We start from the raw sequence: 12,938 nt of genomic DNA, 5'->3' as shown, positions 1-12,938 counted from the left end.
GGTGGTGAAGATGTGAGTGTATATACAAAAAAAGGCGACGGTGGAATGACAGACTTATTTAACGGACAGCGCGTACATAAAACCGACATACATATTGAGACTTTAGGTAATATCGATGAGTTAACCAGTGCCATTGGCATTGTACGATCAACCCTTCAAGAGGACGATATAGCGAGCGAATTACTGAACATACAAAAACGATTAAAAGACATCATGGCAGTTATCGCATCAGACTTTGAAAAAGACATCGATACACAGGAGGACACAAAAGCCCTAGAACAGGCCATTGATCATAATCAACAGCTGTTTCCGCCCCTTGACCACTTCATTTATCCGGGAGACCTTAAGGTCGCAGCCCAGATTGATTTGGCAAGAACCATAGCGAGACGAGCAGAGCGACGGTTAACCCATCTGATAGAGACCAAAAACATACAGACAAGCATTAGTAAGTACATCAACAGGTTATCGGATTATCTCTTTGTTCTGGCAAGAAGACTTGAGTTTAGAGACTTAGTTCTCCAATCCATGGATACCTCAAATCCAGTAGGAACACACCCAAAAAGCATGACCCTGGATTTGGCAAAACACATCGCAAGCGTAATTGAAAATGAAGCAAAACGCATGGGAGCAAAAGTTGTCATCAGTATAGCCAACAAAGACGGCGTCAGTATTTTAACTCAAATGATGGATGATGCATTTTTTATTAGCAAAGGACTTGCTGAGAAAAAAGCATTCACATCGGCAGCTCTTCAGATGCCGACCCATGAACTTAAGACATTGGTCAGCCAAGGAGCCCCTTTTGAAGGGTTGGAAGATATGGTTGATGAGAAAATCATAACTCTAGGTGGAGGTTATCCACTTAAGAATAAAGATGTCACCTATGGTGCAATCGGCGTGAGCGGCAGTAGCGCTGACAATGATATCTATCTTGCATCATATGGAGCAAGTAAGACAGAAAGGAAAAGCGTATGAATGAACAAGACTTACAGTCAATTGTGGCAAAAGTCATGAGTGAAATTGCAGGAACAACAAGCAATGTTCAAACGGCACCTGCACACCATGGATCTTCAGTGGCCTTACCCATCGTTAATGTTGGAAAAGGTGTATTTGAAAATATGGAAGATGCCATTGCAGCGGCCAAAGAAGCACAACGTAAATTACGTATGATGCCCAATGAATTCAGAGAGCAAATCATCACAAGGATTCGTGAAAAAATTCATGAAAATGCAGATACCTTGGCACAAATGGGTGTTGCAGAGACCGGCATGGGACGTGTAGGACATAAAGTATTAAAGCATCAATTGGTGGCGGATAAAACTCCGGGAACAGAATGTATTGCGCCGGAAGTCTTTACAGGAGACCAAGGATTAACATTAATTGAGCGAGGAACATGGGGGGTCGTTGGTGCAGTAACACCATCAACCAACCCAAGTGAAACCATCCTATGTAATTCCATAGGGATGATTGCCTCAGGTAATACGGTTGTCTTTAACCCACATCCTAATGCAGCAAACACATCAAACTATGCAGTACAATTGGTAAACGAAGCTGCGGTTGAATGTGGAGCTTTTGAAAACTTGGCAGTATCGGTGAAGAAACCTACATTAGACAGCGGGAACATCATGTTTAAGCATCCGGATACACCGTTACTTGTGGCTACAGGTGGTCCGGGAGTTGTTAAAGCAATCTTAAGCTCAGGCAAGCGAGGTATTGCAGCCGGAGCAGGGAATCCGCCAGTACTTGTTGATGAGACGGCTAACATTGTTAAAGCAGCCGAAGATATCATTAACGGTGCAACCTTTGATAACAACCTTCCATGTATCGCGGAAAAAGAAGTAGTTGTTGTTGATCAAGTCGCAGATAAGCTTATTGATGAAATGATTAAGAACAATGATTGTTATTACTTATCCAAAGAACTTGCAGACAAACTAGCCAAAGAAGTCTTAGTTGAAAACAAAGGTAAGTTAGGAATTAACCGTAAATGGGTCGGACGTGATGCCCATAAAATACTTGAAGCAATTAACATTAAAGCGGATGAGAGCATTCGATGTATTATTTTTGAAGGAACCAAAGATCACCCACTTATCTACGAAGAACTGATGATGCCAATTCTTGGAATCGTACGTGTAGCCGATGTGGATGAAGGGATTGCAGTGAGTGTGGAACTTGAAGGTGGTAATCGCCACTCAGCACATATGCATTCTATGAATATTGAAAACCTAACAAAATTTGCCCGAGCCATTGATACAGCAATCTTCGTAAAAAATGCACCATCCTATGCAGGTATCGGATTTGGCGGGGAAGGTTTTACAACCTTTACCATAGCAAGTAAAACAGGCGAAGGGTTAACCAATGCCAATTCATTTACAAAATCTCGACGATGCGTCATGTCGGAATTCTTATACATACGATAAAAGGAGGTAAACATGGATATCAATCAAATCGACATACAAACAATTGTGTCAAAAGTGATGGAATCACTTGGTGAAGATTCAAAGACACAAAATAGTGCACCAGGACAAGTGCCAACAATGGCAAAAGTAGCGGTGTTGACAGAAAAGCAAAAATTAGAAATCAAAGAATTTCAAATTCCACAGATCAATGATGATGAAGTCTTGGTTAAAGTGGAAGGGTGTGGTGTATGTGGCACCGATGTACATGAGTACAAAAACGATCCCTTTGGTCTTATTCCGGTTGTGCTAGGGCATGAAGGTACAGGAACAATTGTTAAGTTAGGTAAAAACGTCAAAACAGACATTATGGGACAACCTTTAAAGCTTGGCGATAAAATTGTAACTAGTGTTACAATTACCGAAGAAGACACGTTTTCAAAAATGCATCCTGAAAAAGCCAACCTAAGTGATCACATGGATGTATATGGACTGCTTCCGGATGATGAATACCGATTTAACGGATGGTTTGGAGAATACATCGTCCTTCGTAAAAACTCATCTATTTTCCGTGTCAATGACATGAGTTTAAAAGAGCGTTTGTTGATTGAACCGGCAGCTGTAACAGTACATGCAGTTGAACGTGCAAAGACAACAGGATTACTAAAGTTCAACAGTATGGTACTTGTTCAAGGGTGTGGACCAATCGGTCTTATGCTTCTATCTGTACTTCGTACGATGGGAATTGAAAACATCTTAGCTGTTGATGGGGATAACCAACGTCTAAAAATGGCACAACGTCTTGGAGCAAAATATACATTTAACTTCAAAGATTTTGGAAAATTTGATGATATGCTTGCGGGAATTCATAAAATTTCCGGTGGCGGCGTGGATTTTGCATTCCAATGTACAGGAGTTCCAAGTGCCGCAAGTTCCATTTACAAAATGATTCGTCGTGGTGGCGGATTATGTGAAGTTGGATTTTTCGTTGACAATGGTGATGCAACCATTAATCCACACTTTGACTTATGTCAAAAAGAGATTACCCTTGTTGGTTCATGGGTATACACATTTGCAGACTATGCGACAACATTAGATTTTATACGACGTGCAAAAGGCATAGGACTTCCAATTGAAGAGCTCGTAACACATGATTTTGCTTTAGACGAATTAAACGAAGCAATGCATGTAAATATGCGCCTCGAAGGAATAAAAGTAGCTTTCGTCAATAAATAAAAATAGGTAATGAGGTTATATTATGAAGAAAGCCGTTGGTTTGATCGAAGTCTTTGGTATGGCAACTGCATATTATGCAGCCGATGCCGCGTGTAAAGCGGGCGATGTCATTATTGAAGCTTTTGATAGAAATAAGCCACCCAATGCAGACGAGCTTCCGGTACCACTATTGATTATGATTAAGATACGTGGGGCGGTTGCAGATGTTGAAGCAGGGGTTGAAGCAGCAGCACGAGCAGCAGAAGAGATATCCGGTGTTCACGCAAAGTACGTGATAGCTAATCCATCGGAAGGCATGGAAAAGTTTTTGAAGATTAGCTGTATATAAACACATAATAATGATGATAATTTATAGGAGGATTATATTATGCAAGAAGCGTTAGGAATGGTAGAAACTAGAGGTTTAGTAGCATCAGTTGAGGCAGCAGATGCAATGGTAAAGGCAGCAGACGTTACATTAATCGGAACAGAAAAAATCGGATCAGGTCTTGTAACAGTTATGGTTCGTGGAGATGTAGGAGCTGTTAAGGCAGCAACTGAAGTTGGTGCAAATGCAGCAGCTAACCTAGGAGAACTTGTAGCAGTACACGTTATTCCTCGTCCACATCTTGATGTGGAAAAAATTCTTCCATCATTAAAATAAGTAGGTGAATGCATGAACGCACTGGGAATTATTGAGGTCAGTGGTATGGTTGCGGCTTATGAAGCCATTGATGCAATGGTAAAAGCCGCAGATGTCACGGTACTAACGTGGGAAAAAAAGCTCGGTGGACGCTTAGTGAGCATTGTTGTACAGGGGGACATATCCTCTGTACATGCCGCTATCGCTCATGGAGAGACAATTGCAAACGGGATTACAAAAACAGTCGCAACAGCCTTTATTAATAATCCCCACGATGAAGTGATGAAGATTATTAAGGAGAGTGCGTCAAAGTATGCATTTTCAAAGTAAGCGTTGACTTTAGCAAAGGTGGTCTATCATGGCAGTAAAAGCAGCAGCAAAAACAACAGAAAAAACGACGGCGGCAAAGACAGCCGCAAAATCGACAACCAATAAAACAAATGAATCCAAGGAGGAAAAAATCATGGTACAAAAGGCATTAGGAATGATCGAGACAAGAGGTTTGGTAGCAGTAACTGAAGCGGCAGATGCTATGTTAAAAGCAGCGAACGTTGAACTTGTAGGAACAGAAAAAATCGGATCCGGTTTAGTGACAGTATTAGTAAGCGGTGACGTTGGAGCAGTAAAAGCAGCCGTTGAAGCAGGAGCTTCTGTAGCTTCTCGTTTAGGTGAAGTTGTAGCGACACATGTTATTCCTCGCCCTCATACAGATGTAACAAAAATTTTACCTAAATTATAAGCAAAGTCTGAAAGGTTGAGATTAATATGGCAGTAACAACGAATGCATTAGAAGCGCTTGTTAAAGAAGCTGTTATGCAGCAAATCAAGCAAAAAACAACTGCAAACGTACTCAAACAATCTCAACCTGCATTGACTGTTCCAGTAGGTGTATCAGCTAGACATCTACATGTGACACGTGAACATTTGGACATCCTCTTTGGAAAGGGCCATCAGCTACATGTAAAAAAAGAGCTGATGGGTGGACAATTTGCTGCAGAAGAACGTGTGACAATTGTAGGAATGAATTTGCGGGTAATTGAGAATGTAAGAATTCTAGGACCAGAACGTAGTGCGACACAAGTTGAAGTTTCAAAAACAGATGCTAGACAACTTGGGCTCAATGCTCCTATTCGCGAAAGCGGTGATATTGAAGGGTCTATGCCCATTACCATTGTCGGTCCGGCAGGAGCTGTTCGCTTAGAACAAGGGTGTATCGTTGCACAGCGTCATATTCATATGACGCCGGAAGATGCAAAGCGCCTAGGTGTCAAAGATAAACAAATTGTATCCGTCAAGACACAAGATGGAACGCGAAAAGGCATCTTAAGCAATGTCTTAGTACGTGTTCATGACACATATCGACTTGAAATGCATATTGATACAGATGAAGCCAATGCATTTGGTATTCAACAAAGTGATCAAGTGACCATCGTTCATTAGCGCTTGCGGCAATTGTTGGATATAGCATGTTGTATCCAACAATTGGCGTACCTAGTGAATGCGATAGAATGGAGAATTATCATGATTATTGGAAAAGTGATTGGTCGAATCGTCTCAACGCGCAAGCATGAGCGGTTGATAGGCAATAAATTTTTAGTATGTGAAATCAAGAAAAACAATACAAAAGAAACAATTATTGCTGTAGATACAGTTGGAGCCGGCATAGGTGAACATGTATTAATTGCAACAGGAAGTAGTGCAAGAATCAGTATGCCAAATAGTGAAGCCCCGGTGGATGCCTCAATTGTAGGTATTGTTGATGAAGAAAACGATCTAGATATTTTTAACTAGTGAAAGGTGAGCAGCTATGGAAAACATCATTGAAAAAATATTTGATGCCGGTATTGTTGGTGCAGGTGGAGCTGGATTTCCAACCCATGTAAAACTAAAAGGAGCAATCGACACCCTGATTATTAACAATGCAGAGTGTGAACCCCTTTTACAAGTGGATAAAAATTTGGCAAAAGAATATGCCGAACCTTTGATCAAAAGCTTGCATCAGTTAATGGAAGCGCTCGCAATCAAAAAAGGAGTTATTGGCATTAAGGATAAATATGTTGATGTGATTGAACATTTAAATGCAGCAGCAAAAAACTATCCAAACATAGAAATCTATCCCTTGCCAAACGTTTATCCGATTGGCGATGAAGTAATACTTATAGAAGAAATTACAGGCATTGTTGTAAAAAAAGGTGAAATTCCTATACAACATCATGTCATGGTTACAAATACTGAAACATTATATAACATATATCAGAAACTATTTGAAGACAAGAATGTGACCCATACCTTTGTCACAGTGACAGGGGAGGTTGATGCACCGGGAACGTACTATGTTCCAATAGGTACATCAGTGGAATATATGGTGGACACGTTAGGAAAACGACGTAATAAAAACCATAAAATCATTATAGGTGGACCGATGACGGGAAGCTTGACAACTATTCGTGATGTCGTTAAAAAAAATACCAAAGCATTAATTGTACTTGAAGAAAATCATTCTCTGATTCAGCAAATGGAGGATGTCAATATAAAACATTTAACACGTATTATGGCATCGTGTTCTCAGTGTCGTGCATGTACGGACATGTGCCCAAGGCATCTGATGGGACATAATGTGGAACCGCATAAATTGATGAACGCTATGGCTAATGGAGTGATTGATAACAGTAGTGTGTTAGAGACAGCCCTTGGGTGTGTAGATTGCGGTGTGTGTGAGCTCTATGCTTGTCACCATGACCTGTCTCCAAGAAAAATGATGGTTATGGTCAAGCGTGAATTTGCAAAAAATGGTGTAAGACCATCGCCGACAGATTGTACTGATATGCATCCCGATCGTGACTATCGAAGAGTTCCGGCAGGACGGCTTGTTATGCGTCTTGGACTCAAAAAATATGATGTACCCTTACCTTTTTATCCAGAATCCATCCCTGTAGGTGCAGTGAAGATTCCATTGCAGCAACATATCGGACAGGCGGCAAAACCGTTAGTTACAATTGGCCAGAATGTAAAAGAGAATATGCGGATTGCACAAGCTGTAGAAGGCGGATTAAGTGCCCATATTCATGCAAGTATCAGTGGTAGAGTCAACGAAGTTAATGATGAATACATTTGTATTGAGAGGTTAGAATTATGACAGAGTCTAGACAATCATTAGGAGTATTAGAATATCGTTCCATAGCCACAGGAATGAAGGCGGCAGATGACGTGCTAAAGACAGCCGATGTCGACCTTGTCTTTGCAAAACCGGTATGCCCTGGAAAGTATGTGGTTTTAATTCGAGGTGATTTAAGTGCGGTTAATGCGGCGATAGAACGAGGAATATCGGATGAGCACTCCGCTATCTTAGTTGACCACTGTATATTGGGGAATCCTCACCCAGCTATTTTTGAAGGACTAAATTGTAGTGGAGATGTTGAAGGCATAGAAGCGGTCGGTGTTATGGAAACCTATTCAGTTGCTTCGATTTTTGAAGTGGCCGATGATGTGGTCAAGACCACTCCGGTGAGCATATTAGAGATTCGTATCGCTAAAGGGATTAGCGGAAAAGCCTATGTAGTATTTTCCGGCGAGTTATCCAGTGTAGAAGCATCTATTGAAAAGGCGAAGAAAAGTGTTATTGAAAAAGGCTTGCTACTGCAGACCTCGGTTATTCCAAGACCGGATCCAAGGCTTTGGCAAGAATTCATATAAGGAGGAGCACAATGTTAAAAAAGATTCCAAGTATTTTATCACCAGAATTATTAAAAGTTCTTATGGAGATGGGACACAGCGATGAGATTGTCATCTCAGATGGTAATTTTCCTGCAGCTTCCATGGCTCAGCGACTCATTCGCTTAGATGGACATGACATTCCAACAATCCTTGAGGCGATTCTTGAATTAATGCCTTTAGATACGTATGTAGAGGCACCCGTTGCATTGATGGAGGTCACGCCAGGAGATGATTACAAGCCAACCATTTGGGAAGACTATAAGCGAGTTATTAAGGATAAAGAAGGGGACCATCAATTAGAAATGGTTGAACGCTTTGCCTTTTATGAACGAGCAAAAAAAGCCTATGCAGTGGTTGCGACAGGTGAACAAGCTCTGTATGCCAACATCATTTTGAAAAAAGGTGTTGTAAAATAGTCGCTTAATTTGAAAAAAAGTACAAAGTTAACGTGGTGCTCCTTTTTAGGTATACAAGTTGAATCTGCTTGAATACCAAGAAAGGAGCATTAATATTTTCAGAGGAAAAACTTGCATAGCATAGGTTTCAAGTGGTAATCTATGTATAGTCCATTGAAAAGTATATACATAAAAGGAGTGTAGGTTAGATGTATAAAGTTCTGATTGTTGAAGATGAGTTACCTGTTCGTGATGCGATAATTTCGATTATCAATTGGGAAGAGTTAGGATATGAAGTGGTCTATGCGGCAGAAGATGGTCAAGATGCACTTAACTATTTGGAAGATCATGCGATTGACCTCATGATTACAGATATCTACATGCCCTTTGTTGATGGGTTGGAACTGGTTCGGCGAGTGCGTCAAAAAGATACCTACTGTAAAGTGGTTTTTTTGACAGGATATAATGAATTTGAATATGCCAAGGAAGCGATTTCGCTAAATGCAAATAAATATTTATTGAAACCGATTACTAAGGATGAATTAACAGGAGTTTTAGTCGATATTCGCAATAATATCGAGCAAGAGCTAGCAGAAAAAAACAATATAAATCGGCTAAAAAAGGAGTATGAAAAACGACGGGAATATCTTCAAGAAAAGCTACTCTATGATATTTTGCTTGGTTTTATTCCAAAAGTACGCGTTCAAGAAGCGTGTCAAGAGTTAGGGTTTAACCCGGTAGGAACCGACTATGTTGTTGGCGTTCTTGAGATTGTGAATAAAAAAGAAATAGGTGAAACCCTTTGGGGAGAAGATTATTCGCTTTTGCACTTCGCACTGTTTAATATATGCAAAGAAGTAATAGCAGACTATCCAAAGCACTATTTGCTCATGGGAGACCATGGAAAAATCATTGTTTGTTTTGTTTTTGATCAAGAAAAAAAAGCGTGTGAAAAAGCGTATGAGATTTTGCATGAGATGCTTGTGAGTATACGTCATATTTATCAAATGGATGTTGTAGCAGGCATGGGAGAGTGTTATAGCAATCTTTCGGACCTTAAGTACTCCTTTAAAGATGCCTTGACAGCGCTAGAATATAAAGTAATAGAAGGTGGCAACCAGATTATTGTAAAAACGGATGTAGAACGAAGCTCCACAAGAGGACATCGCCAATCCAATGAATTCTTAGAGCAGATTGAAGTAGCCATACGTGTGAACAATATGCAAAATCTAAGTAAATACATCCGACTGTATTTTGATACGCTGAAGTTCAACAAAGTTCAGCTAGGCGAATTTAAAAGTTTGATTCTTACGTTGATTACACGTATTTATAGTACAGCTAATCAACTTATTGTTGATAAAAAAGAGAGTATAACACTAGATTTTCGTTTGATTGAAGAGTTATTGAGCATGGATGACCTTTTGTTGATGCAAGAGCAAATCATTGAAAAAAGTGAGGAGCTTTTAAAGCAGCTTGAACAAAACAGAGAAGATGATAAGGCGACATTAATCTTTCAAGCGATTCAATATATTGAAACCCATTATGGAGAGACAAACCTTGATTTAAGTACGATTTCAGAAGAGCTACACGTGAGTAGCAGCTATTTTGCCCGAATTTTCAAACGCCATAATGGACAGACCTTTTTAGAATATTTGACCGATTTTCGTATGAAAAAAGCCAAAGAATTACTTAAGAATTCAACGATGAAAGTATTTGAAATCTCCCAAGCCATCGGCTATGAAGATCCGCATTACTTTAGTTATAATTTTCGTAAAAATGTAGGAATGACACCATCCCAATATAGGAAGGAATAATTATGCGCTCAAGAAAGAATAAAGACGTGCGTTTTATGAATAGCATACAGATAACGCTAGCGGTAGGCATCGGGATATTAATTGTTACAGTAATTGCGAGTGTAGGGATATTATCTTATATAGTAACCAACCGTGTCATTCGGGAAAATACAGCACAGTCCACACTAAAAATGATTAATCAAGTCAATTATGACATGGACTATTATCTAAGAACCGTTGAGACTACCATTGAAGGGATTCGCGTTTCAGATAATGTGTTAGCGTACTTTCATCAGCCAGGCCAAAAGCAGGAAGCCCATGCTAGAGATTATTTAAACACTTTGTTAGATACGCGAGAAGATATTCTCAATATATATTTGATTCGAACAGATGGTGAGATTCTATCTAACGATGCAGGAGCTACCATTAAAGAAACGGCCAATGCGTTAGAGCAGCCATATTATAAACAAGCCGTAGATTCCGAAGCGTTTGTTATCTCAAAATCACATATCCAAAACATCGCACTTGGAGAATATCCTTGGGTGGTTACCTGTTCAAAAGCAGTGTATGATGGGGAAGAACTTTTAGGGGTGATTCTAATTGACCTTAATTTTAGTTTGATTGAAGATATGGTAAGTCGTATTGTTATTGGTGAACAAGGGTATTTATTTATCATTGATTCTAGCGGTAATCACATTTATCACCCGAAGCTGGAATTGATTTATAGCGGAATAAAAGAAGAACCCATTGAAGAACTTTTACAAAGTCAAAAAACAATCATAGAAACCATGGATGATAGTCAAACTGTGAATTTTGTTGTAACCAACTCAGAGTATTCGAACTGGAAAGTTATCGGCAAGATTTATAATCAAGATCTAAACAGTTACAGTGATACGTTAAGAGAATTTTTTATTGTGATTATTATGGTGACACTGATGGTGTCGCTGGTCCTTTCGGCAATGATTGCAGGGAGTATTTTGCGACCGGTCAAGTCGCTGCTTCGAGGAATGTCGGAATTTCAGGCAGGAGACTTAAATGTGCAAGTGGAAATTGAAAGCCAAAATGAGCTGGGAATATTAACCAATACATTTAATACTATGACACGCCGTATTAAGACTTTGATTGATACGAATAAAGAAGTTGAGCGTATGAAAAGAAAATCAGATCTTGATGCATTGCAAGCCCAGATTAATCCCCATTTTTTATATAATACATTGGATTCGATTGTATGGATGGGAGAAGCCGGAAAATCTTCAGAAGTCGTCAAAATGACGTCGGCGTTGTCAAAACTGTTTCGCATAAGTATTAGTAAAGGGCACGAATTTATTACGATTAAGCAAGAGATTGAACATGTAGAAAGCTATTTAACGATTCAAAAGATGCGCTATGGAGAAAAACTCGATTATAACATTCATATCGATGAGAAGTTGTTGCCTGTACGTATTATCAAAATTATTATTCAACCTATTGTTGAAAATGCTATTTATCATGGGTTAAAGAAATTACCTGGAAAAGGAACCATTGATGTGAATATCTATAAAGAGACCGTTCAGGAAGAAGAAAATATATGTATTGAAGTGTGCGATGATGGGGTAGGAATGGATGAAGAAACCGTTAGCCAGCTTCTAACGGGACAGATTTTATCCAAGAAAAAAAGTGGAGGTGTCGGTGTCTATAATGTAGACCAGAGGATTAAGCTATATTATGGTGAACGCTATGGCATCGATGTGCAAAGTGAAATGTTTGAAGGAACATGTGTAAAAATACGCTTGCCTTATTTGACAGGAGGTACTTTGAATGAAAATGTTTCGCAATAAAATGACGTATTTTCTTCTTCTGGTTCTTGTATTGCTGGTTGGAATTAGTATTGGTGCGATGAAGCGCCTTGATTATGAAGGGAAAAAGCAACAGACCATTTATTTAATTACTAAAACTTCTGTAGGTATTGATTTTTGGAATAGTGTAGCCAAAGGGGCAAAAGTGGCAGCGACAGAGCTTGGGGTCAAAGTTGTTGTAGATGGACCCAAAAATGAAACGGAAGTGGAAAAGCAAATTGAAATCATTGAAAATGCAATAAAAAAGAAGCCGGCAGCTATCGCTGTGGCGGCAACGGACTATGAACGGATTGGAGAAGTATGCCAAAAAGCCATTAATCAAGGCATAACGGTGGTTACTTATGATTCGGATGCGCTGTTTGAAGCAGAGCATAGTTACGTTGCAACGAACAATCTGTTGGCTTCGCAACGCTTGGCTCATGAGCTTGGAACCATGGTCAAGCGTGAAGGTAGAGTGGTTATTCTTTCCCATGTCAAAGGGACTTACTCAGCCTTTGAACGTGAGGAAGGCTTTAAAAAAGGTTTGAAACCGTTTGAAAATCTTGTTGTAGAACAAACGGTCTATTATAGCAATGATGACCTTAAAACTGCATATCAATATACAAAAGAGATTGTTGAAACATATCCGGATATTGTAGCGATATATGGAACCAACGAAGTCTCGTTACAAGGAGCAGCGGAAGCGGTCAATGATTTAGGGATCAAAGATGATGTTCATGTTGTTGGTTTTGATATGAATACACGTGTGGCTTATTTTGTAGAAACAGATGTTATCAAAGCGGCTATGGCACAAAGACCCTTTAACATGGGATACCTAGCCATCAAGGAAGCCTTAGAAGTTCAAGAGACCAACGATCCAAGGCAGGTGGATGTCAGCGCCGTACTCATTAATAAGGAGAACATGTTTTTACCTGAAAATCAAAAATTAATTGTTCCTTTTGCCGAGAGATAAA

Annotated in this window: 15 protein-coding genes; all 15 read left to right on the top strand. The window is 39.6% G+C overall.

What is annotated here, in order from left to right; genetic code table 11:
* Positions 1-12 precede the first annotated feature (12 nt).
* The 15 genes from QBE53_15895 to QBE53_15825 all read left to right on the top strand — a co-directional run bounded on the left by QBE53_15895 (position 13) and on the right by QBE53_15825 (position 12,937).
* Positions 13-972 carry a cob(I)yrinic acid a,c-diamide adenosyltransferase gene (locus QBE53_15895; protein WZL81258.1) on the top strand — a complete coding sequence of 320 codons (960 nt, stop codon included), beginning with the start codon at positions 13-15 and terminating at the stop codon, positions 970-972.
* A complete protein-coding gene (locus QBE53_15890; protein ID WZL81257.1) occupies positions 969-2,414 on the top strand; it encodes an aldehyde dehydrogenase EutE in 1,446 nt (481 codons plus the stop codon). The genes QBE53_15895 and QBE53_15890 overlap by 4 nt, the downstream gene beginning before the upstream one ends.
* A 12-nt stretch (positions 2,415-2,426) precedes the next feature.
* Positions 2,427-3,626, top strand: coding sequence for a zinc-binding dehydrogenase (locus QBE53_15885; GenBank protein WZL81256.1), 1,200 nt, complete (start codon positions 2,427-2,429; stop codon positions 3,624-3,626).
* Positions 3,627-3,648: 22 nt separating this feature from the next.
* Positions 3,649-3,954: a BMC domain-containing protein gene (locus tag QBE53_15880; protein ID WZL81255.1), complete on the top strand. Its 306-nt coding sequence runs from the start codon at positions 3,649-3,651 to the stop codon at positions 3,952-3,954.
* Between the two features lie 36 nt (positions 3,955-3,990).
* A complete protein-coding gene (locus QBE53_15875) occupies positions 3,991-4,269 on the top strand; it encodes a BMC domain-containing protein (GenBank protein WZL83331.1) in 279 nt (92 codons plus the stop codon).
* A gap of 12 nt (positions 4,270-4,281) precedes the next feature.
* Entirely contained in the window at positions 4,282-4,578 is a 297-nt protein-coding gene (locus QBE53_15870; protein ID WZL81254.1) for a BMC domain-containing protein, read from the top strand.
* A gap of 133 nt (positions 4,579-4,711) precedes the next feature.
* Positions 4,712-4,987, top strand: a complete 276-nt coding sequence (locus QBE53_15865) for a BMC domain-containing protein (protein ID WZL83330.1) — start codon at positions 4,712-4,714, stop codon at positions 4,985-4,987.
* Positions 4,988-5,013: 26 nt separating this feature from the next.
* Positions 5,014-5,688, top strand: a complete 675-nt coding sequence (locus tag QBE53_15860) for a phosphate propanoyltransferase (protein WZL81253.1) — start codon at positions 5,014-5,016, stop codon at positions 5,686-5,688.
* Positions 5,689-5,769: 81 nt separating this feature from the next.
* A complete protein-coding gene (locus QBE53_15855) occupies positions 5,770-6,039 on the top strand; it encodes a EutN/CcmL family microcompartment protein (protein WZL81252.1) in 270 nt (89 codons plus the stop codon).
* Positions 6,040-6,055: 16 nt separating this feature from the next.
* Complete coding sequence (locus QBE53_15850) at positions 6,056-7,384, top strand: 4Fe-4S dicluster domain-containing protein (protein WZL81251.1); 1,329 nt, start codon at positions 6,056-6,058, stop codon at positions 7,382-7,384.
* Complete coding sequence (locus QBE53_15845) at positions 7,381-7,941, top strand: BMC domain-containing protein (protein WZL81250.1); 561 nt, start codon at positions 7,381-7,383, stop codon at positions 7,939-7,941. The genes QBE53_15850 and QBE53_15845 overlap by 4 nt, the downstream gene beginning before the upstream one ends.
* Positions 7,942-7,952: 11 nt before the next feature.
* Entirely contained in the window at positions 7,953-8,378 is a 426-nt protein-coding gene (gene fucU, locus QBE53_15840) for an L-fucose mutarotase (protein WZL81249.1), read from the top strand.
* Between the two features lie 188 nt (positions 8,379-8,566).
* The gene (locus QBE53_15835; GenBank protein ID WZL81248.1) at positions 8,567-10,171 is read left to right on the top strand and encodes a response regulator; all 1,605 of its coding nucleotides are present in this window, start codon (positions 8,567-8,569) and stop codon (positions 10,169-10,171) included.
* A gap of 2 nt (positions 10,172-10,173) precedes the next feature.
* Positions 10,174-11,967 carry a sensor histidine kinase gene (locus tag QBE53_15830; GenBank protein WZL81247.1) on the top strand — a complete coding sequence of 598 codons (1,794 nt, stop codon included), beginning with the start codon at positions 10,174-10,176 and terminating at the stop codon, positions 11,965-11,967.
* A complete protein-coding gene (locus tag QBE53_15825; GenBank protein ID WZL81246.1) occupies positions 11,948-12,937 on the top strand; it encodes a substrate-binding domain-containing protein in 990 nt (329 codons plus the stop codon). The genes QBE53_15830 and QBE53_15825 overlap by 20 nt, the downstream gene beginning before the upstream one ends.
* Position 12,938 lies beyond the last annotated feature (1 nt).

It is taken from the genome of Vallitaleaceae bacterium 9-2, from assembly GCA_038396585.1.
In the GTDB taxonomy this organism is placed as follows: domain Bacteria; phylum Bacillota; class Clostridia; order Lachnospirales; family Vallitaleaceae; genus UBA1351.
Note: the sequence above shows the minus strand (reverse complement) of the source record. Positions and strands in the feature narration are given on the sequence as shown.